Source organism: Leifsonia sp. YAF41, assembly GCF_052113185.1.
Classification (GTDB): Bacteria; Actinomycetota; Actinomycetes; order Actinomycetales; family Microbacteriaceae; genus Cryobacterium.
Genome location: NZ_JBFRCS010000009.1, coordinates 290,877 through 310,917, shown reverse-complemented (window position 1 = coordinate 310,917; position 20,041 = coordinate 290,877). Strand labels below are relative to the sequence as shown.

Annotated in this window: 24 protein-coding genes and 1 pseudogene; 15 read left to right on the top strand and 10 right to left on the bottom strand. The window is 60.1% G+C overall.

The annotated features are described in order from the left end of the window. Positions 1-68: 68 nt before the first annotated feature. From AB4Y63_RS12030 to AB4Y63_RS12005, 6 genes are all read left to right on the top strand, one after another. On the top strand, positions 69-662 hold the full coding sequence (locus AB4Y63_RS12030; protein ID WP_441791280.1) for an RNA polymerase sigma factor: 594 nt from the start codon (positions 69-71) through the stop codon (positions 660-662). Positions 663-676: 14 nt separating this feature from the next. Beyond that, entirely contained in the window at positions 677-1,102 is a 426-nt protein-coding gene (locus tag AB4Y63_RS12025) for a hypothetical protein (protein WP_441791279.1), read from the top strand. Positions 1,103-1,279: 177 nt separating this feature from the next. Next, entirely contained in the window at positions 1,280-1,891 is a 612-nt protein-coding gene (locus AB4Y63_RS12020) for a hypothetical protein (RefSeq protein WP_441791278.1), read from the top strand. Beyond that, the gene (locus AB4Y63_RS12015; RefSeq protein WP_441791277.1) at positions 1,888-2,400 is read left to right on the top strand and encodes an RNA polymerase sigma factor; all 513 of its coding nucleotides are present in this window, start codon (positions 1,888-1,890) and stop codon (positions 2,398-2,400) included. Before AB4Y63_RS12020 ends, AB4Y63_RS12015 begins: the two co-directional genes overlap by 4 nt. A gap of 924 nt (positions 2,401-3,324) precedes the next feature. Further along, complete coding sequence (locus AB4Y63_RS12010; RefSeq protein ID WP_441791276.1) at positions 3,325-3,834, top strand: YciE/YciF ferroxidase family protein; 510 nt, start codon at positions 3,325-3,327, stop codon at positions 3,832-3,834. A 45-nt stretch (positions 3,835-3,879) separates the two neighbouring features. Continuing rightward, positions 3,880-4,038, top strand: a complete 159-nt coding sequence (locus AB4Y63_RS12005) for a hypothetical protein (RefSeq protein WP_441791275.1) — start codon at positions 3,880-3,882, stop codon at positions 4,036-4,038. Positions 4,039-4,127: 89 nt separating this feature from the next. Here the strand turns inward: AB4Y63_RS12005 and AB4Y63_RS12000 are convergent, their stop codons facing one another. The 5 genes from AB4Y63_RS12000 to AB4Y63_RS11980 all read right to left on the bottom strand — a co-directional run bounded on the left by AB4Y63_RS12000 (position 4,128) and on the right by AB4Y63_RS11980 (position 6,839). Then, complete coding sequence (locus AB4Y63_RS12000) at positions 4,128-4,301, bottom strand: CsbD family protein (protein ID WP_441791274.1); 174 nt, start codon at positions 4,299-4,301, stop codon at positions 4,128-4,130. A 94-nt stretch (positions 4,302-4,395) separates the two neighbouring features. Further along, positions 4,396-4,578, bottom strand: coding sequence for a DUF2795 domain-containing protein (locus tag AB4Y63_RS11995; protein WP_441791273.1), 183 nt, complete (start codon positions 4,576-4,578; stop codon positions 4,396-4,398). 76 nt (positions 4,579-4,654) lie between these two features. Next, a complete protein-coding gene (locus AB4Y63_RS11990) occupies positions 4,655-4,951 on the bottom strand; it encodes a hypothetical protein (RefSeq protein ID WP_441791272.1) in 297 nt (98 codons plus the stop codon). Positions 4,952-4,997: 46 nt separating this feature from the next. Next, the gene (locus AB4Y63_RS11985) at positions 4,998-5,168 is read right to left on the bottom strand and encodes a hypothetical protein (protein WP_441791271.1); all 171 of its coding nucleotides are present in this window, start codon (positions 5,166-5,168) and stop codon (positions 4,998-5,000) included. 294 nt (positions 5,169-5,462) lie between these two features. Next, on the bottom strand, positions 5,463-6,839 hold the full coding sequence (locus AB4Y63_RS11980) for an Nramp family divalent metal transporter (protein ID WP_441791270.1): 1,377 nt from the start codon (positions 6,837-6,839) through the stop codon (positions 5,463-5,465). A 387-nt stretch (positions 6,840-7,226) separates the two neighbouring features. On the opposite strand from AB4Y63_RS11980, the gene AB4Y63_RS11975 reads away from it, so the two are divergent. Next, positions 7,227-9,113, top strand: a complete 1,887-nt coding sequence (locus AB4Y63_RS11975; protein ID WP_441791269.1) for a transketolase — start codon at positions 7,227-7,229, stop codon at positions 9,111-9,113. A 66-nt stretch (positions 9,114-9,179) separates the two neighbouring features. Further along, positions 9,180-9,656 (top strand): hypothetical protein, encoded by a 477-nt coding sequence (locus AB4Y63_RS11970; RefSeq protein WP_441791268.1) that lies wholly within the window; start codon positions 9,180-9,182, stop codon positions 9,654-9,656. A gap of 104 nt (positions 9,657-9,760) precedes the next feature. On the opposite strand, the gene AB4Y63_RS11965 is transcribed toward AB4Y63_RS11970, so the two are convergent. Both AB4Y63_RS11965 and AB4Y63_RS11960 read right to left on the bottom strand, forming a co-directional pair. Beyond that, positions 9,761-10,027 carry a DUF7218 family protein gene (locus AB4Y63_RS11965; RefSeq protein WP_441791267.1) on the bottom strand — a complete coding sequence of 89 codons (267 nt, stop codon included), beginning with the start codon at positions 10,025-10,027 and terminating at the stop codon, positions 9,761-9,763. Positions 10,028-10,152: 125 nt separating this feature from the next. After that, the gene (locus AB4Y63_RS11960) at positions 10,153-10,452 is read right to left on the bottom strand and encodes a hypothetical protein (protein ID WP_441791266.1); all 300 of its coding nucleotides are present in this window, start codon (positions 10,450-10,452) and stop codon (positions 10,153-10,155) included. 468 nt (positions 10,453-10,920) lie between these two features. Here AB4Y63_RS11960 and AB4Y63_RS11955 point away from each other — a divergent pair, with 468 nt between their 5' ends. Further along, complete coding sequence (locus tag AB4Y63_RS11955; protein WP_441791265.1) at positions 10,921-11,100, top strand: hypothetical protein; 180 nt, start codon at positions 10,921-10,923, stop codon at positions 11,098-11,100. Positions 11,101-11,568: 468 nt separating this feature from the next. Then, on the top strand, positions 11,569-11,913 hold the full coding sequence (locus AB4Y63_RS11950; protein WP_441791264.1) for a hypothetical protein: 345 nt from the start codon (positions 11,569-11,571) through the stop codon (positions 11,911-11,913). Positions 11,914-11,983: 70 nt separating this feature from the next. On the opposite strand, the gene AB4Y63_RS11945 is transcribed toward AB4Y63_RS11950, so the two are convergent. Both AB4Y63_RS11945 and AB4Y63_RS11940 read right to left on the bottom strand, forming a co-directional pair. Further along, complete coding sequence (locus AB4Y63_RS11945; RefSeq protein ID WP_441791263.1) at positions 11,984-12,481, bottom strand: DUF6328 family protein; 498 nt, start codon at positions 12,479-12,481, stop codon at positions 11,984-11,986. A gap of 31 nt (positions 12,482-12,512) precedes the next feature. Further along, on the bottom strand, positions 12,513-13,400 hold the full coding sequence (locus tag AB4Y63_RS11940) for an SDR family oxidoreductase (protein WP_441791262.1): 888 nt from the start codon (positions 13,398-13,400) through the stop codon (positions 12,513-12,515). A 346-nt stretch (positions 13,401-13,746) separates the two neighbouring features. Between AB4Y63_RS11940 and AB4Y63_RS11935 the strand changes: the two genes are divergently transcribed. The 5 genes and pseudogenes from AB4Y63_RS11935 to AB4Y63_RS11915 form a co-directional block, all read left to right on the top strand. Continuing rightward, entirely contained in the window at positions 13,747-14,856 is a 1,110-nt protein-coding gene (locus AB4Y63_RS11935; RefSeq protein WP_441791261.1) for a YihY/virulence factor BrkB family protein, read from the top strand. Positions 14,857-15,496: 640 nt separating this feature from the next. Further along, positions 15,497-16,318, top strand: a complete 822-nt coding sequence (locus tag AB4Y63_RS11930) for a hypothetical protein (protein WP_441791260.1) — start codon at positions 15,497-15,499, stop codon at positions 16,316-16,318. Then, the gene (locus tag AB4Y63_RS11925; RefSeq protein ID WP_441791259.1) at positions 16,315-16,731 is read left to right on the top strand and encodes a phage holin family protein; all 417 of its coding nucleotides are present in this window, start codon (positions 16,315-16,317) and stop codon (positions 16,729-16,731) included. Before AB4Y63_RS11930 ends, AB4Y63_RS11925 begins: the two co-directional genes overlap by 4 nt. Further along, entirely contained in the window at positions 16,728-17,306 is a 579-nt protein-coding gene (locus AB4Y63_RS11920) for a DUF3618 domain-containing protein (protein ID WP_441791258.1), read from the top strand. Before AB4Y63_RS11925 ends, AB4Y63_RS11920 begins: the two co-directional genes overlap by 4 nt. Positions 17,307-17,465: 159 nt before the next feature. Beyond that, a pseudogene (locus tag AB4Y63_RS11915) lies at positions 17,466-18,410 on the top strand (manganese catalase family protein); the annotation flags it as partial. A 573-nt stretch (positions 18,411-18,983) separates the two neighbouring features. Here the strand turns inward: AB4Y63_RS11915 and AB4Y63_RS11910 are convergent. Beyond that, a complete protein-coding gene (locus AB4Y63_RS11910) occupies positions 18,984-19,544 on the bottom strand; it encodes a GDSL-type esterase/lipase family protein (RefSeq protein WP_441791257.1) in 561 nt (186 codons plus the stop codon). Positions 19,545-20,041 lie beyond the last annotated feature (497 nt).

Here is a 20,041-nt window from a genome sequence, read left to right as displayed (position 1 = left end):
AGAAAACTCTATTTGCCGAGAAATGTCACAAACAGCACTTCAGAACGCACTTCCCTAGTGACGGCGAAATGATCGGGGTTGGGTGCATGAACCGAAGAGCAGGCTACGCAGACGCGGAACAAGAACTGCTGGCGAAGGTGCAGGGCGGTGACGTTGCCGCCTTCGAAGGTCTTACGAGGCTCCATATTCGTTCTGTGCTGAAATATGCGTCCGTGGTAACACGGGTCCGTTCTGATGTAGAGGACGTCGCACAGGAGGTTCTTCTGATTGCGTGGAGGCGTCGCGCCGGATTCTCACCGGAACGTTCGATGCTTCCGTGGCTGCTCGTAACCACTCGGAATATCGCTCTCGCGGCGAACCGTCGTCGCGCTCGGGACGCAGCGGAATCCCTTGACGCAGTCCCTCCGCTCCAGGCATGGGCGCAAGGCCAAGCACAAAGAGATGCCGCCGACGAACTGGCCGAAGTGCGCGACCTCATCGGAGGCCTCAGTGAGACCGACCAGAAGCTGGTCGAGCTGTGCTTCGTGGAGGGGAGGTCATTCGACGACGCATCGTCAGACTTGGGGCTATCTCCTCCCGCCGCCCGCAAACGCATTCAACGGATCCGACAGCGCCTCGTGGCACACCGCTCAACTCCAACAGGTCTTCAGACTGAGAACTAGGAAGTAGGAATACCATGCCCAACCACACTTGGACGGAAACTGACCTTTCTGCTGCCGCCGATCGCGTGCACCGCAGTGTCTCGACTCGAATCAGGCGCGCCAAGCGCACGAAGCATCTAGCGCTGGCCAGCGGCATCGCCTTTCTCGGACTCGCGGGTGTCGCTGCTGCATCAACCCTTCTTCCTCCGCAGGCGAAAGGCGAGATTGGCGCTGGCCCCGAGTACGTGATGGCCGTCAGCGAATGCCTCCAAAATGGATCGTGGAATGTATGGGTGGCCCCCGCGGCTAGCACCCCTTGGGCGGACGGCTCCGCAGATACTGTTCATTTCTCAGTCTCTGGCTACGAACAGGTGTCCTTTATGGACGATGTTGAACTCTGCCGAGACCAGGTCGCCAGCAGGACCGGCGCAGCGCTCAGCGACGTAATCGGCCTGCCCTAGCAGAACCGAGCGAGCAAGTCGGGTCGCGGCGTTGCAGGCATTACCGAGCACGGCCCGTCCCAAGCGTCGCCCTGAGCGTTCGGCTTTCGGGCGTCGATCGGATGTGCTCACTTGGCGAACGAATGCAACACTTTGACGGCTGCCGGCCATGTTCTGTCTGAGAGCAAGGAGAACCTATTGGACCAAGAACTGCATCGCCGGCTGAAGTCAGCCGACCCCGCCCGACCGACTCCGGTCTCGCTCAATGCGGTGATCGACGAGCTCGCCTCCCAGCCGACTACTCGTCGACGTCGCTGGTGGCTGCCCGTGGTTGCGACGGGCAGTGCGCTCGTCCTGGCAGGTGGGCTTGCGGCCGCGACTGACATCGATGCATATCTGCTGTCGGTTCCGCCGTTCTCAACGCTCGCAGAGGGAACGGTCCAGCCGGTGTCGGGACTGCCCTATGTATCTCAAGGCGAGACTGATCGCGGCGAACAGTGCGCGCTCTACATCGACCTCGGCGGGCTCTCCGACGAAGAATTCACTGCGGTGAGTGACTACTGGGCATCAGCAGACCCCGAGGTTTTCGCGGCCGGCATCGAGAGCCGACTCGGCGTTATCCCGACAACTGATGACGAGGAATGGCAGGCGATCCAAGACCAAATCCTTGAGGACCTCGACCCGCTCGTGCCCGGAATCACCTGGGGTGCCGCAGCCCCCAGCAAGCCGTTCAGCCAGGGTGAGCCGCACCTCGTCTCCGTCAGCCGCGTATGCGAAGACGATCTGGATTCATTCGGACTAGCCGGATGACCGCCGATGCCACGCAAAGCACACTCATTCGAGGCCGGGTCGAGTCCGTGGTGCGGCGAGAAGCACCGGCGCTCCTCGCTTACTTCGAGCGACGCTGCCCCTACGCGGAGGCACCGGACCTCCTCGGGGAAACATTGCTCGTAGCGTGGAGACGCGCGGACGCCATGCCTGGCGACGATGTAGAAGCGCGCATGTGGCTCTTCGGGATTGCCCGGCGGGTACTCGGCACAAGCCGAAGGGGCCGCGCGCGGCGGCAAGCGCTCGTTGACCGTTTGCGAGATGACGCACTCAGTAGTGCGCCGTTCGCGCCGGCGCGCGACGACGAACTGAACACGGCTCTCGCGGCCCTCGCGCCACTCGATGCCGAGATCATCCGACTGCTGCACTGGGACGGATTCAACTTGGCTGAGATCGCGCGGCACCTCGGCCGGCCCTCTGGGACTATACGTAGCCGCTACAGCCGCGCATGCAGTGCATTGCGCCTCGCTTTGCAGGGCGGTGATCTCTAGGGCATCCCGCACGGGGATCCCCTAACGAACCGCCATCCTAATTCCTGGCTATCGCTCACAGGTTGCACCTAGCTTTGGCGGCATGGACGACAATCAGCCGACGAACACGGCTTCTATTGATGCACACGACGCGAACGTCAACGGGACGATCTTGCGTTTCTGATAGGGGTTCTTGCCGGTGATTTTTGGACTCTCCGGCCTATCAGGTCTACTTTTCGCCATTCCGGACATCCGATGCCTTGGTCTCTTGCTCTCGCTCGTCGTCGTCGCAGGTGCAGTTGTTTTCGCGCAGCGTTGGGCGACAGTCGGACTCGTGTCCGGTATCGCGCGCGGGCTCCTCATGATCGTGCTGTCTTTCATTGGCGTTGACTCGGACCATCCGACGACTGACATCATCAGTGTCATCACTCTGGGGCCGAAAGCCTGTTGTCTGCGAGCCTGGTAGCGGCCACGGTCGTAACAAGCCTTCTTAGACTGCAGGCGCAGAGCACGCAGGGGTAATCAGATTTAGCGAAAACTTGCCGTGAGCCGAAGCCAGGTATCGAAGTCATCGAGACGCAACGCGACGCGCGGTTGCGCCACGATATGCGTCCTGCCATCTCTCTATGCTGGCGATGGCGTAGCCCACGTAGACAGCACAGTGCTCGATCTATTTCGGGCGGGGCTAGATTTCGGCGACAGCAGCGACGGATGGTACGCGGGGGCCGCGCCTTCTACTACCCCTTTCTGGTTCGGATCTTCCGAGGTTGACTAGTGCGCATACCGACAAAAACAAGGTGGGACGGCTGGGTGAAGCCGTATCGCGTGGGGCAATTCAACGTGCGGTTCGATTACTGTACGGAGCCCCCAGTGCCTAGCCCACAGCGTGATCGCATCCCATGCTCCCTGCCACCTCGTAACGCATTCGAGACGAAGGGAAGATCAATGTTTGAACATTTCAATACTCCGGAAGAGCTCTTCAGCTACAAGCTTGGCTCGGCGCTGACGATGGAACGGGACTCCCTGGAGATGCTCGAAACGCTCGAGACGACGACTCCGCGTGTGAGATTGAAGGAGCTTTTCAACACACACGCTGCAGAAACGCGCCACCAAATTGAGAACCTTGAGAGGTGCTTCGCGCTTCTGGGCGAGGAGATCAACGACTTTCCCTCTCCGACCACGAAAGGCCTCGCAAAAGAAGGCAAAGCGTCAATCGCGAAAACCGAGCCCAGTATCGTCGACGCGGTTCTACTCGCAGGCGGCCTAGAGACTGAACGATATGAAATGGCCGTCTACGAAACTCTCATGATCAACGCCAAGGCCCGCGGCGCCGATGAAGTCCTAGTTCTGTTGAAGCAGAACTACGACCAAGAGGTCGCAGCAAGCGAGAAGTTGTTGAAAGCCGCGGAGATGATCTCCTCGGAGGGCATCGCCCGGGAGATTCCACCCCGTTAGGGCATCGCATGGACCTGGTTAGCCACTTCACATGGAAGGAATGAAATGAGCGACCCGAAAGAACAGAACGAAGTCACTGAGGAGGATCTCGTCGTGCCCTCGGCCGAGAAGCCTGAAGAGGATGAGGCTCGAGAAACCGACCGCGCACACGAAATGGCCGAGAGTATGGCCAACGACGACAGCGAGGATGAGGACCTCACTTGACCTGATCGAATCTGTGTAGGCTCCGATGCCAGCAGGTCGATAACAACGGGAACCCCGCCGATCATGATCGGCGGGGTTCTTCCATTCACTCAGTGTTTGAACGCGTCCTTCACCTTTTCACCGGCCTGTTTCAAGTCGGCCTTCACTTGGTCAGTCTTGCCTTCTGCACGGAGTTCGTCGTTATTGGTTACGTCGCCCACCGCTTCCTTCGCCTTGCCGGTTACCTCGTCGGCCGCGTTCTTAACCTTGTCCGCCTTGCTCATGGTTTCCCACCTCCTCTCGTAGTTCCCGAGCCGATCAATAAACTCAGCCTTCCGCCTTCGTGACTTTCAGGTGCGACGGCCACCTCACTCTCGTCTACTCCGCCAAGGCCACGTCAACATCTCTCAGGCCATTGAAGCTACGAGCCGGGAGATCGCGAAGCAGCTGGACAATATCCGTCGGCGCTCCGTCTCCACTTGCGACTCGTACAAGGTCATCGCGATCTGCGGGGTAGTCGATGCCGGTCAAGTACTTTTGAACATCATTTGATAGGACCATCTATCGAGCTCCAGTTTTGCGGTGCTAGGAACAAAATGGGGAAATTCGGTAACGGCAGAACGGGAATGCGCACGGTTCACGTTGGTTTAACGGAGCTCGTTGAATCGCCCGTGAAATGGGCGATCGCCGAGTTCAAAGTGTCAAATTGAAACCATTCGAAGCCCGTTCCGACCTGCATCACCTCGAATCGATCGACCACTCTTTCAATGAAGCCGAGCAGATGATGCGCGTCATGTTCGGGGAATCGTCTATCGCAAACTCGCCACTGAGAATCCGAGATGGACTGGACGAGAATGTCATTTTCAGACGCGGTCGCGGACACGGGAGGCATTGAATTGCGCCCGCCGTCGATGCCATAGAAAGCGTTACGCATAGTGCATCTCCATCGATCAGCAATATCAACACATGGCCGATCGGCGTCAAACGCTGGTGTTGCTTCGCCCTGAGATGTATCGGAGCAGCCACAGGATGACAGCGATGACGAGAAGGATGATTCCGACCCAGATCAACCATTGAACGGCTTGGACAAACCCGCCGAAAAAGATGAGAACAATCGCGACGATCGCGACGATGACAACCAATGTAGTCATTTCAGTCACTCCCCAATCCTCGGATACGACGATCCTGTAACGGCAGCAGCTGAGAGATTCCATCGCGCTCGAAAGATCCTGATCTCCACATCGCTGGAGCCCCGTTGACGTCTCGAAAGACGTTTCTCGAATGCAGTACAGAACAATCGGTTTGAATGCTCCTATTACAAAAGGGAACTGTGTCTCTGTCAAGGGTGAGCGCCCCAACCCGGTGGATTTGGCTGTGCAGGAAGCGTGAACTGAGACGCGCGCATTCGTTGTTTCGAGGTAGATCGGCGATATTCGCCCCCTCGGCTACTTACCGGAGATTGTGAACCAGATTCCGGCGATCCCGGCGACGCACATGATGAGGGTGATTCCCCATCCGAGCGTACTGGCGAGCCTTCCGTTGCGATACTTGCCCATGATCTTCGCGTCGCGTGCTATCAGCATTGTCACGATCAGAAACGGGCCCGCCGCAATCCCGTTGACCACTGCGCTGAGTACGAGGAGACCGATCGGGTCCACACGGAACACGCTAAGGAGCGTGCCGAGAAGCGTTCCGGTACCGAGGAGCGTGTAGAAGACGGGCGCTCTTCGCGGGGAGCGTTCGAGTCCCCAGTTCTTGCCGAGAAGGCCAGCCATCCCTGCGGATCCCGACGCGGCAAGAACCGGCACCGCTAGGACGCCGGATCCGATGAAGCCAGCGGCGAATAGATACGTCGACGCGCTCCCTGCGATTGGTTCAAGAGCTTTCGCGGCATCGGCCGCGCTCTGCACGGTCTTGCCATTGACACCAAGCGTCGCTCCCGTCGCCACGATAATGGCGAACATGATGAGGGCCGAGAACGCCATTCCGGTGAAGACATCGATCCGACTGTTGCGGAGCTTCTGGACGGCTCCCAGAGAACTTCGATCGTCCAGCGCTGGTGCTTGGCTCCCCTTGAGGTCCTCTGCGCGCATTTCCTCAATTCGGTTTGCGCTCTGCCAGAAGAACAAGTAAGGCGAAATCGTCGTGCCCAGGATGGCGACGACCAGAACAACGTAGGCGGGTTCGAGGCTGATCTGCAAACCCAACAATCCGGAAAGAACGTCCGCCCAGTCCACGTGGGATACGAACAAGACGGCGACATATACCAACAGGGCTAGGCACAACCATTTGAAGATCTTCGAGATGAACTCGAACGATCCAAAAATCAGTGTGAGCCCAATTGCGATTCCGGCGAGGGCACTCCAGACCTGGGCAGGACCGGCCCCGACCAAGTTCATTCCCTCTCCGACAGCCATGAGGTCGGCGGCGATGTTGAGGACATTCGCCAGGATGAGAGCTGCAAGGAGGATGGCGAGCACGATTCGAGCTCTGCGATCGAACTTCTCACGCATGAGAGCGCCGAGACTCTTACCGGTGGCAACTGCTGTTCGGTCGCAAATTTCCTGCACGGCCATCATCATCGGCAGAGTGACCGGGACCGTCCAAAGGAGACCATAGGAGTACGTCGCACCGGCCTGCGCATACGTTGCAATGCCAGACGGGTCATCGTCCGATGCTCCGGTGACAATTCCTGGCCCGAGAACTGCGAAGAAACGAACGATCGGAGAACGCTTCTTCTCGCTGGACTCGTTCGGCTCCTCGTCCTTCTCAGGGCGTCCGTCGGGCTGAATGCCCCCGGCCGGTTCGGTGTCCTTCCCCATAGCCACTCCTGACGTAGATCCGCCAATTGCGTTGTTCACACTACGCAGCGCTGTGTCGGCGGTCAACGATCGTCATCCTGCCACCGTGGGGTACCAAATGGGCCGGGGTCGTGGTTCCTGTATCTTTCTGGGAATTGCTTGTCCGCCCGTTTCACCAGGCGCAACATGAAAGCGTCGCGTCGAGTGTGTCCTCGTGCGCGACCAGGAGGATCAGTGATCCGACCTCAATCTGGAACGCCTACTCCCGTCGCGCAAATCCACCTCGGCGCAAAATCCGCTGGACGGTATCGACCGCGACTCATGGGGAACGCGGCCTGTCGGCAATGACTGCCGATGGCGCGGGGGCGCGCTTCAACATTTTTGCTCTCTCGGAAAGGACCGATTGAAATGACGGCAATGACGGCAATGACCAGCGAGCAGCTGGCCCTCGCTCGGCACCTGGCTATCCAACTTCGCGTGGATTCGATCCGGTGCAGCACCCAAGCGGGTTCCGGGCACCCGACATCCTCATTGTCGGCGGGCGACCTGATGGCGGTGCTCCTGGTCGGTCATCTTCGGTACGACTGGGCGGCACCCGAGGGGCCCAACAACGACCACCTGATCTTTTCGAAGGGGCACGCCTCCCCGTTGCTCTACTCGATGTACCGGGCCGTTGGTGTCGTCAATGAGAAGGAGTTGGTTTACAGCTATCGCCAGTTCAATTCTCGTCTAGAGGGTCATCCGACGCCCCGCTTGCCGTGGGTGGATGTCGCCACCGGGTCGCTGGGGCAGGGACTGCCGGATGCGGTCGGTATCTCCTTGGCCGGAAAGTACTTGGACAAGCTTGATTTCCACACGTGGGTGCTCTGCGGTGATAGTGAAACGGCGGAGGGGTCGGTCTGGGAGGCGCTGGACAAGGCGAGCTTCTACAAGCTTGGCAACCTCACCGCCATCGTCGACGTCAACAGGCTCGGCCAAAACGGACCCACCGAGTTGCAGTGGGAGATGGACCGTTATGCCCGACGGGTCGAGGCCTTCGGCGCACGTGCCATCGTCATCGACGGTCACGATCTGAACGCGATCGATGGCGCTCTGACCCAAGCCCGATCCAATCCCGATCAACCCACCGTCGTGTTGGCCCGCACTATCAAGGGAAAAGGTGCTCCGGAGATCGAAGACAAGAACGGCTGGCACGGGAAAGCGCTGCCACCGGACCTGGCTGATCGCGCCATTTCCGGGTTGGGCGGGGTGACTCACCTCAGAATCGCTACGGCCCTCCCCGAAGCCGGCACGTCGGCCATCACCCCGAGCCCTGATGCTCCGGTGACCGTGCCTACTTGGGACGTCGGAGAGAAGGTGGCGACACGGGCAGCGTTTGGTGCCGCGCTTTCGGCCCTCGCCGCACGACCGACGGTGGTCGTGCTCGACGGCGAAGTCGGCAACTCGACCCATGCTGGCGAATTTCGCGACGTATGCCCGGAGCGCTATTTCGAGATGTTCATCGCCGAGCAGCAACTCATGGCATCTGCAGTGGGCTTGGCCGTGCGCGGCTACATCCCCTTCGCCGCGAGTTTCGCCGCGTTTCTCATTGCGCGACCATACGACTTCATCAGAATGGCCGGCGTCTCCGAGGTGAGCATTCGGCTGGTGGGCACCCATGCCGGAGTTGAGATTGGGCAGGATGGGCCGTCCCAGATGGCGTTGGAGGATATTGCAGCGATGCGCGCCATCCACTCTTCGGTGGTTCTGTATCCCTGCGATGCCCCGTCGACGGCCTCCCTCGTGCGCACCATGGCTGATACCGACGGGATCGTCTATCTGCGGGCGACGCGTGGGGCGTACCCCGTGATCTACCCGTCAGATGAACAATTCCCGATCGGCGGATGCAAGGTTCATCGGGCCGCACCGAACGACGACGTGACCCTCATCGGTGCGGGCGTGACCGTGCATGAATGCCTTGCTGCGGCCGAGGAACTGGCGAAAGAGGATGTGGCGGCTCGGGTCATCGACTTGTACTCGATCAAACCGCTCGATCGGGACACTCTCGTTGACGCATGCAGAGCAACTGGTGGTCGCCTGATCACCGTCGAAGACCACTATCCGGAGGGCGGTCTGGGCGGTGCGGTCGTGGAAGCCCTCGCCGACGCCGACCTGCCAGCTTTGCACGTCAGAATTTTGGCCGTCAACGGCCTTCCCGCGTCGGGCGAGCCTGCTGAGCTTCTCAACGCCGCGGGTATCTCCGCGCGCCACATCGTCGAAGCGGCACGTAACCTCGTTGGAGTTTCTGCGCCCTAGTCGCCCGGCTACCAGCGGAGTTTACTGGGAGCATCCTTCCTCCGGAGACGAAAAGTGGTGGATATCATGAGCACAACGTCGTTGGTTTGGATCATCGTCGGAATTGTTGTTGTCGTGATCATTGTCGGATTGATCGTCTACTTTGCACGCCAACGTAAGCAGGAGCAACAGCGTGCTGCTGATAGGCAGAAGGCCGCTAATCTGCGTCAGAATGCCCAAAAGGTTGAGTTGGATGCGCGTGAGAATGAGGCGAAAGCTGCCCGCGCCCGCGCAGACGCGGAGCAGGCTGAGGTCGACGCCGAGCGACTGCGCCGGGAGTCCGCCCAGCGCGAGGCGGATGCCCAGGGCCAACGCGTCGACTCATATGATCAGGCCAAGAAAGCGGAAACACTGGACCCGACAGCCGACGATCGACCTCGCGGAGATTACCCGGGCACGTCGCCCCAGGCCAACGGTGACTACCCAGGGCATCCGAGAACCGGGCAAACTGATCCTGGTGAAGATTATCCGCAGACGGATATCACAAGTGGCGGAGATCGCTAGCGCGAAAGCGAATGGCCTTTGCGACGGTCGACCTATCTGGGGTTGACCGACCATCTGGGGACCAACGGTCGACAGGCTCAGGCGCGCCGCAGTAGAACCAACGCTCAATGGTTTCTCAGCAGATCGATGAGTTCACTCTTGCGCATTCGCGAGTAGCCGCTCAAGCCGAGCTCGCTGGCCCGCTTCCTCAGTTCTGGGACGGTCTGCTCGTCATAGTCGATGGCGGTTCCGCCCTTGCGCCCGATAGCCGATCGTCCTTGCTTGGCGGCAGCGTTGGAGATTCGGGCGGCTTTCTCTTTGGAGGCTCCGTCGTCACGAAGGGCCTCATACAGTTCCGGGTCTTTGAGCCGGGAAGTCTTGTCCTTGGGCATCAGGACACCTTCTTTCTGTTTCGCTCTCTGTTTCGGTCGGGGTAGGTCATCGTCGGTGCCAAGCACCTGGTCAGTGAAACCTCGAATTGCGAAAACTGACGGATCCGTCTTTTGCCTTCGCTCGGTCATCGCATCGACTTGCGGCCGAGAGCGAGGCCGACCACAAAGGCGGCCAGTGCCGTGGCGGCCACGACGACAGCAGGTCGTTCGCGCAATTGTCGGCGTAAAAAGCCTGCCGACTCGTCRAGAGAACCCTGAACGAGTGAGCCGACGTCGGGCGCCGACTCCCCGGTGCGGGACGCGACATCCCCAACAGCTTCCGCGACGTTGCCGGCCATTCCCTTCAGCTTCTCCGCTGTTTCGTGGGCAAGGCGGGCAGGCCCGCCTGTAGGTGGGTCGAGCGGGTTGTCGCCGGTTGAACTCATGATGCCTCCTACTTCGCGATTTGGTGAGCGAATCTTGCCGAGGCTCTGCGGGCTCGAGCTTTGGCTCGGCGGCGCAATGCGGTCCGTTGCCGCTTGGCTTTCGGGTCAGTGAAGAGACGGACAAGCTGGTGACCGACGGATTCGCCCTTCGGGCGGCTGACCCGGACGCCAGCGATGAAACCAACGAGTGCGCTCCACAGAATGACGCTGCGTAGTTGCATAACGACCTCCCATGGCCGGACCAGTGGAACGAACGATGAAACGATCAGTAGTCCCCGTCGATGCTGCGACGAGGATGCTTCCACGGTACGCGCGCCTGTCAGATCTGACGAGGGGTGATTTGGGTAGGTCTGGAGGCTCCGCGGCCGGACCTCCGCGCGGGCGCGAGGGGTTGCGACACTCTTGCCGGCGGTGGAAAGCCTGCCTAGCCTGATCCGTAGATTAAGAAGCAATGAGGAGGTTGAGCACATGAGCGACCCGATGAATGAGAACCCTCCTGACGAGGAGGAAGGCACGACGCCGGAACGCAACCGGGCAGAAGAAATGAAGGGCGACGCTCTCGGCAACCCCATCCCTGATCTCGATGAAGTCGGAGACGGCCCCGAAGGCACAGACGACGACTTCGACGATGAGGACGACGAAAGCTAATGAAGACCTCGTAGAGCGGCCTTCACGCCCAGCTCCGGTCTCTGGACCGCAGCGCTGTGCCTCGCTTCCTTTCGTTGGGCTATTTGCGGTCGTAAACTGGGTCATAGCCGGGGGAAGCGTCCCGAAGGTCGTCCCATAGATCTCGTTGAGGAGATCTGGACGCGGGCGATAACCGCGCAACCCCCGGGGGTGGGCCATGGTCGGGGTGACCCATCCCTTCGTTTGAGCGCGGCAGCATGCCTTCGAGACGGACCTTCGCCCTTGCTAGCAACCCCTCTGGCAAAGCCCTCGGATATGCCCTGGGCAAGTGTCTTTCGGTTGGGCTAAGCGCGGCGTATAGTCGCCGTGAATCTGGACGGCCGGGACAGTGTGGGTGTTCATTCGCAGCTCAAATCGCGGCTCTCGCATTGCACCTCTATGCGAATCGGTAAGGAACCGCGCGCCGTCCCCTCACCCTGAGGAGAAATGATGACGGTGAAACTGAATGGCGCCGCGCTCACCTTTGCCCGCAAACTCGTCAGCAATGGCAAGGTTGTTCGTGACGAGCGCGACGCCTGGAGCGAGGATGCGCCCTCCACGGACGAACAGAACGACTTCCTCCAGAACGAAGGGTGGGGTGCGTATTCTCGATGGCATTTGGGAATTGATACCGATAAGCCAGCTCACACGAAGGGTCGCTACAGCTTTCCCTTCGGCGACTTCTCTCGGGTGCATCGTTGCGCGGTCATCTCGCTTGAATCGCGCGCCGCACAAAACGATCACGATGAGATTGCGACCGCGTCCAAGAACTTGCTGAAGCTCATCGATTCATGACATCGTCCACGACGGTATCCCACTCATGGCAGTGCCTCCGAGCTGCGGCGGTGTGTGTACTGCGGCAGACTTAATACCCCGGACCGCGATGCCGAGCGGAGCGGGGGAGCACCACGAGAACAAACGCGAGCAGCACGACAATGACGGTGCCGGCGATAACACCGGCGAAGAGACCAGCCACGACGTCGAAAATGAACAGGACGACGCCGCCGGTCAAAAGGGCGACAAGGACAAGCGTGGCATCCAAGAGCCGATTACCGATTTCGACTGTCTGCCTTTTCTCGTGATGCCTGAACAGGGTTCGATGCAAGCTCACCGGTGCAAGGCCGACAGCCGTCGCCGAAGCGGCGAGGATCACGAGTGTGAGATACACAGTCATCTGGAAGTTGTCCAACTCTGCGAAACGCTGCTGGAAAGCCACGGTCAGAAGGAATCCGCTGATGATCTGGGTTCCCGTTTGTGTCACCCGAAGTTCCTGAAGAATTTCGTTCCAATTCCGATCGAATCGTTCGTTTGGAGTTTCCTCGCGCCCGTCACCGGCTTGCGAAGAGCGGGGCGGTATACCCATAGGTAAATTCTTCTCTCTTCGAACCGGTGCTTCAGAGACCCTTCCCGCCAGTGACTGGGATGACCGCTCCCGATACATAGGATGCGTCGGTGGATGCCAGGTACACGTAGGTGTGGGCCAATTCTGCGGGCTGTCCTGCCCGGCCGAGCGGCGTGTCTTGGCCAAACGTGGGTAGCTTGCTCGGCCACGATGTGGCTGGAATGAGCGGTGTCCAGATTGGGCCAGGAGCGACCGCGTTCACCCGAATTCCTCGAGACCCGACCTGCAGCGCCAATGCTTTGGTGAACGCCACAAGGGCCGCCTTCGTCATTGCATAGTCGATCAGGTTCGGGGACGGGTTGAATGCTTGAATCGACGAGGTGGTGATGATTGAGGAGCCTGGGCGTAAATGTGGGAGCGCCTCGCTGGCAATCCACAGAGTGGAGTACAGGTTTGTTTCCATGACGCGTGTGAATTCGTCGGTACTGAGATTCTCCAGCCCGTCTCTGTTCTGCTGGTATGCCGCGTTGAGCACCAGGATGTCGAGTCCGCCCAGCTTTTCGATGACTGTGGCAGGAAGCCCTCGGCTGAAGCCCTCATTGCGGAGATCTCCGGGGAGTAGGAGCGCTTCTCGGCCGGCGCCTCGCACCAGCGCTACCGTCTCTTCTGCATCGGCCTGTTCTTCGGGCAAGTAGGTGATCGCGATATCGGCTCCTTCGCGGGAATACGCAATGGCTACCGCACGCCCAATGCCCGAGTCGCCCCCGGTAATGAGCGCCACCCGGCCAACAAGTCGGCCGGAGCCGACGTAGGTTTCCTCGCCGTGGTCAGGTCGCGGATCCATCAATCCAGTGAGTCCCGGCTGATCCTGTTGCTGTTCGGGAAAACCCTCAGTTCGATACGTCGTGACGGGGTTTGCGTTGTCCCTTGCCTGAGCCATGGCGGTCCTCTCCCTCGCGTGTAGGTTGTTTTTGGCTTGAGTTGGTCGCGGTCGGAGCGTGCCTGTCTTGCCCACTTTTGCTGCGCGGAAAAACTGGTTCTGTTTGCGTCAGTCGGCCGCTTCGCCTCGTTCGACGCAAGTGTAGGCCTGGCCTTGGAACATCGGAACGGCCTTGAAATTCCCGCGCACCTTGAGAGCATCGTGTTGTGATTCGTGGCGTGCCTGGCGTAGGCGGCAATCCCAAACGGATCATCACCCGCTACGCCAGCGACCCAATTGGCTCAGGGCGAGTCGCGGGCGTAGGCCACCCCGAAATATCGGCACGTTGATGCGAAGGGAGCGGACCATGTCAGATGATGCTCGGAGGAATCAGGGAGAGAGTCGCCACGACAGCGTCGCAAAGGAGCAACGCGCTCCCGACGCTGAGGACAATCGCAAACCTGACGCGATTTCGGAAGTGGCGAAGCCTGCCTGGAGATACATTTTCAAGCGCACCCTGCACGAATTCTCCCGGGATGGATGCACCACGCTCGCTGCCGCTCTCACGTATTACGGCCTTCTGGCACTCTTTCCCGCGTTACTGGCGCTCGTGTCACTTCTCGGGATTTTCGGTCAGGCTAAGCAGGCCACCGACGCCGTCCTACAGATTGTGGCGAGCGTGGCGGATGAGTCGACAGTGAGGATTATCCAGCAGCCCATTGAACAATTGGCCAGTGCGCCGGGGGCCGGTTTCGCCTTTGCTGTCGGCCTGCTCGGGGCGATCTGGTCCACGTCGGGCTACGTGGGCGCATTCGCCCAGGCCATGAACCGCATTTACGAAGTCGACGAGGGCCGTCCGCTGTGGAAGCTCCGCCCGGTGATGTTTCTGATCACGGTGGTGATGCTCGTGCTGGCAGTCGTCGTGGCACTCCTGCTCGTCATATCAGGGCCCGTCACGAAGGCAATCGGCGATGCCGTCGGCCTGGGTGATGCTGCAGTGCAGCTGTGGAATTTTGCCAAATGGCCGATCCTTATCGCCTTCGCCATTGTCATGATCGCCGTGCTCTACTACGGCACTCCGAACGTCAAGCAGCCCAAATTTCGGTGGATCAGCGTGGGCTCCGTGATCGCCCTCGTCGTGCTTGCGTTGACGTCGTTGGCCTTCTTCTTCTACGTGGCGAACTTCGGCCACTACAACAACACTTACGGCAGCATCGGCGGGGTAATCGTGCTCCTCCTGTGGCTGTGGCTGGCAAACCTCTCGCTCCTTTTCGGAGCCGAGTTTAATGCCGAGATGGAACGAGGCCGGGAACTCCAGGGCGGGATCGAGGCGGAGGAAACTATTCAGCTTCCGCCACGCGACACGAAGCAGAGTGAGAAGGCACGCGAGAAGGAGAAAAGGGATGTCGAAAGCGGCCGGGCTATACGGGAGGAGCAGGCTGCCCCGCCTTCAGATGGTGGCAGCGAACCCCGGTGAAAGCCCTGATCCTGGGCCAGTAGGGTGACCGAAAGACGCACCCGACAGCATTCGGTTTCGGAGCGCCGTCAGCCATTCTCACATCCTCATTTTGGGCATTCCACCTCTTGACAGAGAAAAAAGTTTGCCCCCACAATGGGTGTCAGAAATCGACGTTTTCAACCGATGGGAGGGATGAAGAATGATGCACGATGTTCCTCAAGGCCTGGCCATTCGCTGGAGCGACAGTAAGGGAATGCGGGCCGCGCAGCCTCGGTGATCTCCATGTGCAGGAGGTCGGCGATGGAACGTGGCGGGTGCGTGATAAACGGCTGTCCGAGCATGGCGCATCCTGCGTGACCGCCTCATTCAGCGTTGCTGCCAGCAGTTTCGTCTAGCAAAAGCCAGACAGTTTTGACGTAGCGAGTAAGTCCAAATGGCCATGTAGCGGGCAACTGTAGCGGGCAAATAGACCACCAGGCGCACAGTCGCCGTCAAGACGGTTCGAATGCTTGCCATCGGGGCCTGARCTGACGCCCTCGTTTCAAGGGGCCCTCGCTCCTTCAAAAATACGCATGCGCAAATCCAAATACCCATGCGAAATCGACCGACGAACCATGCCGTTTGGCGTGCCAGCCGGATCCAGAGAAAGGGAAATGACATGTCGAATCTTTACCCGCCGGTTCCGCCCCGAGACGACGACGCAGTGACCGGCCTACCTAGCGAAGAGGTCCTACCGCCGGTTGCCGGCGAGGAATCGGTGATTGTTGCGACCCCTAGCGCCGGCGACCGTTCTTCTCTCGTCAAGGACGAGGCAGCTCATCTTGGCGAGCAGGCGGCGGAGTCGGGACAGAGAGTTGCGGGGGTTGCCAAAGATGAGGCCGCGAAGGTCGCCTCCGAAGTGAAGGTACAGGTCAGCGACCTCTTCTCCGAAGCCAAGGAGGAGCTCTACGAGCAGGCAAGCACCCAGCAGGAACGTGTCGCGGCTGGCCTGGTTTCGATCAGCGACGAGCTCCAGCGCATGGCTGACAACTCCGAAAAGGACGGCATGGCTACCGACCTTGTGCGGCAGGCTGCGGCAAAGACCGGAAGCGTTGCGTTGTGGCTCGGTGATCGTGATCCAGGCTCGCTCCTTGAGGAAGTGCGCAGGTTTGCCCGGGAGAAGCCCGGTACCTTTATCGCGATCGCCGCTGCTGCGGGCGTGCTGGCTGGTCGGCTTACTCGGTCGGTTGCCAGTGGATCCGCTGAGTCGCAAGCGAGCGCAGCGGGTCAGACCCTCTCCACGGACGCCGTGGCGCCGGCCGGCGTCACTCCCGGCTCGACCACGGCAGGCTCGGTCGGCACCCGGGGTCCCAGGTACTCATCGGTCAACATCGACCCAGATATTCAAGCGGGTTCGGCTACACCGATCTACGACGGGGCGTCCCTCGCGCACGGTCAGCACGCCGGTGTCCAGTCGACCGAAGGTGGCGAACGGCGATGACTGACGCCCCTACCCCTTCGGAGGAACAGGCCGCGAAGAACTCTCTGGGCGACTTGCTCGGCGAGGTCACGCGTGATGTTTCCACGCTGATCCGGCAGGAACTCGAACTCGCCAAGGCGGAGCTGCGTGAATCTGCCACTCGCACCGGCAAGGCCGCCGGAATGTATGGTGCCGCGGCATACGGCGGCACGATGACGGTGTTGTTCCTGTCGATCGCTGCCTGGTGGGGCCTGGGCTACCTCATCGGCAACGCCTGGTCAGCCGTCGTGATCGCGGTGGTGTGGGCCGTCGTGGCCCTCGTCCTGTTCCTGTCGGCCCAACGCAAGATGAAGACCGTCAAGGGTGCCCCCCAGACGGTCGACACACTCAAAGAAATTCCCGAAACACTCAGAAGAAATGAGGAAAACCGATGACGAACAGCGACCCGGACCAGATTCGTGCCGACATCGAGCGCACGCGGTCCGAACTCGGAAGTGATGTGGACGCCTTGGCGGACAAGGTGACCCCCTCGAAGATTGCCCACCGCCAGACGGAGAAGGTGAAGAGCGCCATCGGCAGGGTGACGGAACGCGTGATGGGGTCAACGGCAGATGTTCGTGAAGCGGGATCTGATGTGGTCGATGCTCTCGCCGATGCCCCGCACAAGGCGGTCGAGAAGGCCAAGGGAAATCCGCTGGCTGTGGGCCTGATCGCATTCGGAGTGGGCTGGCTCGCCGCGTCGCTGGTCCCGGCCAGCACAATGGAAAAGGAGATCGCAGAGTCGCTCACAGACGCCGCCGAGCCCCTCATCAAAGAAGTGCAACGCGCGGCGATGGACATAACTGACGACCTGCGCGAGCCTGCCGAGGAGGCTGCCGAGGCCGTGAAGGAGACAGCCATCGAAGGGGTCGACGCAGTGAAGTCGGAAGCGACATCCGCCGTCACAGATCTGAAGGACCAGACCGTCGACGCGACGCAAGCCGTCCAGGAGGGAGGCTCACGGCCATAGACGGGAGACGCCACAGGCGCAATGTGTCCACGCCTTCGGGTCGCCGCGATACCGACGTGGTCTGAACTTGCCGACGGCTCAGGACCGTTACCCGCTTCGCTTCGCTTCGTTCGAAACGCCCTCGTTCCGCTCTGAAATTTAGTCATCGTAGGAGGAAAGATGTTCTTTCATGTGCAGCGATTGATCAACGAGATCGTTCCCGATGAACCAGATCCAGCTGCCGCGAACGTCCTTCAAGAGGGGCTCGGCGGCCAATTCGGCGAGATGCGCACGATGATGCAGTACCTCTTTCAAAGCATGAACTTTCGAGGGGCTAGTGCGAAGCCGTACCGGGACCTGATCCAGGGCATCGGCACAGAGGAGATCAGCCATGTGGAGTTGATCGGCACGACAATCTCCCGGCTCTTGGATGGGTCACCGCGCTACCAGGGCAAGCCGAGTGCCACCGTGGACGCTCCCGGCGCTGGGGGCGCAATGCCATTGGAGATTGCGCTGTCCCAGGGCAATGTCCACCACTATCTGGTGGGCGCCCAGGGGGCGCTCCCAGTGGACGCGGCCGGCAACCCGTGGAGCGGTAGCTACGTCTACAACTCCGGCAATCTCGTGCTGGATCTGCTGTACAACCTCATGTTGGAGTCGACCGGGCGCCTGCAGAAGTGCCGCATCTATGAGATGACGAACAACGCCACGGCACGCTCAACCATCGCCTATCTCATCGTTCGCGACCAGGCACACGAAAACGCGTATGCGAAAGCGTTGGAGACACTAGGAGTGGATTGGAGGAAGGCGCTGCCGATTCCGAAGACCAACGCGGAGAAGTTTCCCGAGGTCGCGCTTCTTCTTGATCTCGGGCTGCAAAGCAAGCAGTACACGTTTGACCTCGCCAATCAGTCGGAGGCCGGCAAGATCTTCCAAGGTCTCTCACCCTCCAACGATGGAACGACCCTGGACACCAGCGAGCAGGCCCCGGCGGGCGTGCCCTCGGAGATTGCCCCCGAACGCTTGGAAGAGTTCCCCCCGGGGCTCGACCCGGAGCTATTCGAGCTGATTCAGGCGACCGCGGCCATGGAGATGGCAGATGTCGACATGACGTTCGGGGCGCTGAAGAGCACGGCCACTACGGGTTCGGAGCCTCCCGTGACGAGGACTCCGAACCCCTCGACGAATGCCCACCAGAAAGGCTCGTCCCGCTCGAAGGCCGCTGCAAAATCAAAAAAGAAGTGAGATCGACATGTGCCGGTTGGCTCGGCACGGGCAGGTGCAGATCAAACCGGTTCAAGCCCAAGCCCAAGCCCAAGCGCTTGCTGGTGCCGGTGAATCAAGGAAATGGATGGAGCGCGAACGTGAATGAGGCAGGTCAGGTTCCTGGCAAAGAGGATGCTCATACGCAAGACAAACCGGTCCTGGACCAAGACGACGTTTCCGAACGAACAAAGCTGAGTGGGATAGTCGCCCAGACTCTCTCCGACCTCGGAGGACAGCATCCTCTCACCGACATTGAGGCGGTCGTTCGCCAACGGAGCGCCGAATCCGGACTCAGCTCTTCCTCCGAGGAAGTATCAGCCGCAGTACAGGAAGCGATCGGGGACCGATAGCACCGAGGGCATCTCCACGTAGGCGCCACAAGCCAAGGAATTTCACACCTGGAGCGGGTAGAGCGCACCGCTCAGAAGTAACTCAGGCCTGCTGAATCTGGATCGCCGACGTCGTGAATGGCAGTTCGAACAGGCTTTCCAGGATGGGCTTCAGTTTGGTCCGCCATGCGTCGTAGCCTTCAGCGCTCAGATGAAGTCGATCCGTTGAGAGTGCGTGACCAATTTCACCGTCCGAATCCGCCAACACCGCCCACAGGTCGAGATACTGCGCATATTGAGTGGGCGCGAACTGCCATAGGTGACGATTAATGGACTGGATCGTCTCAGCAAACTCACGCTCGCGCGGAAGAACGGATTGCAGCAGGATACGTGTCGTCGGCAACTGCCTGCGGATCGAACACAAGATTGTTTCGATATTGCGCACGATGTACTCGTCTGATCGGTGCCAGCTCAGATCGTTGGCGCCAATCTGCAGAACGACGGCGTCCGGTTGGAGAGCGAAGACCGCGTCCAGTCGTCCCTTCAGCTCAGCAGTGGTGTCTCCGCTTACTCCCAGATTATGTATCTCGAAATCCGGGAACCATTCTTGCCACAAGCCTCCCTCGATGAGCCCGTCACCGAGAAAGGCGATTGATCTCAACATCGAGACCTCCTATGCGCATCATGCGTCGAGCACGGGCGGGAAGCCGAAGCCACTTTGCGTCGCGGCCTCTGCGGCGCAGGTTCGCGGGATGCTTGGTGCTGAAGAACGTTATCTGGCGTATTCCTTGGACCACACTGTCGCCGCTATCGTAACGCTTCCACCCCCCGTTTGGGGGTAGATCTGTGCTGTTGCAAAGCAGCGAGTCGATGCTCGGCTCAAAGGCCGGCCGACAAGCGTACGAACCAGATGTCGGGTGGCCCTGCCGTGCAGAAGGCTGTCTCACAAGTCGGACACTTGGCTCAGGAAGATGGCCACAGCCGGGCGCTCAAACCTGATTCGAGCTTCGCGATCGTTTCCAGGTCAGGCCAAACACGACCATCAAGGATGGAGGCGAGCGTGACGTGCACAAGCCCGCACTCCGCAGCCGCGGCACGAAGGCTTCGCTCTCCAATGGAGGACTTCAGATTGAGGGCGAACTGTCTAGCGACCTCCCCAGG

Bases quoted from the DNA above. Each gene is read 5' to 3' on its own strand.
- AB4Y63_RS12000 (WP_441791274.1), bottom strand. From the start codon at position 4,301: ATGAGCAAGGCGGACAAGGTTAAGAACGCGGCCGACGAGGTAACCGGC.
- AB4Y63_RS11920 (WP_441791258.1), top strand. From the start codon at position 16,728: ATGACGAACAGCGACCCGGACCAGATTCGTGCCGACATCGAGCGCACG.
- AB4Y63_RS11975 (WP_441791269.1), top strand. From the start codon at position 7,227: ATGACGGCAATGACGGCAATGACCAGCGAGCAGCTGGCCCTCGCTCGG.
- AB4Y63_RS11950 (WP_441791264.1), top strand. From the start codon at position 11,569: ATGACGGTGAAACTGAATGGCGCCGCGCTCACCTTTGCCCGCAAACTC.
- AB4Y63_RS11925 (WP_441791259.1), top strand. From the start codon at position 16,315: ATGACTGACGCCCCTACCCCTTCGGAGGAACAGGCCGCGAAGAACTCT.
- AB4Y63_RS11930 (WP_441791260.1), top strand. From the start codon at position 15,497: ATGTCGAATCTTTACCCGCCGGTTCCGCCCCGAGACGACGACGCAGTG.
- AB4Y63_RS12005 (WP_441791275.1), top strand. From the start codon at position 3,880: ATGAGCGACCCGAAAGAACAGAACGAAGTCACTGAGGAGGATCTCGTC.
- AB4Y63_RS11995 (WP_441791273.1), bottom strand. From the start codon at position 4,578: ATGGTCCTATCAAATGATGTTCAAAAGTACTTGACCGGCATCGACTAC.
- AB4Y63_RS11985 (WP_441791271.1), bottom strand. From the start codon at position 5,168: ATGACTACATTGGTTGTCATCGTCGCGATCGTCGCGATTGTTCTCATC.
- AB4Y63_RS12015 (WP_441791277.1), top strand. From the start codon at position 1,888: ATGACCGCCGATGCCACGCAAAGCACACTCATTCGAGGCCGGGTCGAG.
- AB4Y63_RS11910 (WP_441791257.1), bottom strand. From the start codon at position 19,544: ATGTTGAGATCAATCGCCTTTCTCGGTGACGGGCTCATCGAGGGAGGC.
- AB4Y63_RS11970 (WP_441791268.1), top strand. From the start codon at position 9,180: ATGAGCACAACGTCGTTGGTTTGGATCATCGTCGGAATTGTTGTTGTC.
- AB4Y63_RS12010 (WP_441791276.1), top strand. From the start codon at position 3,325: ATGTTTGAACATTTCAATACTCCGGAAGAGCTCTTCAGCTACAAGCTT.
- AB4Y63_RS11935 (WP_441791261.1), top strand. From the start codon at position 13,747: ATGTCAGATGATGCTCGGAGGAATCAGGGAGAGAGTCGCCACGACAGC.
- AB4Y63_RS11990 (WP_441791272.1), bottom strand. From the start codon at position 4,951: ATGCGTAACGCTTTCTATGGCATCGACGGCGGGCGCAATTCAATGCCT.
- AB4Y63_RS11940 (WP_441791262.1), bottom strand. From the start codon at position 13,400: ATGGCTCAGGCAAGGGACAACGCAAACCCCGTCACGACGTATCGAACT.
- AB4Y63_RS12030 (WP_441791280.1), top strand. From the start codon at position 69: ATGATCGGGGTTGGGTGCATGAACCGAAGAGCAGGCTACGCAGACGCG.
- AB4Y63_RS12025 (WP_441791279.1), top strand. From the start codon at position 677: ATGCCCAACCACACTTGGACGGAAACTGACCTTTCTGCTGCCGCCGAT.
- AB4Y63_RS11955 (WP_441791265.1), top strand. From the start codon at position 10,921: ATGAGCGACCCGATGAATGAGAACCCTCCTGACGAGGAGGAAGGCACG.
- AB4Y63_RS11980 (WP_441791270.1), bottom strand. From the start codon at position 6,839: ATGGGGAAGGACACCGAACCGGCCGGGGGCATTCAGCCCGACGGACGC.
- AB4Y63_RS11965 (WP_441791267.1), bottom strand. From the start codon at position 10,027: ATGCCCAAGGACAAGACTTCCCGGCTCAAAGACCCGGAACTGTATGAG.
- AB4Y63_RS11945 (WP_441791263.1), bottom strand. From the start codon at position 12,481: ATGGGTATACCGCCCCGCTCTTCGCAAGCCGGTGACGGGCGCGAGGAA.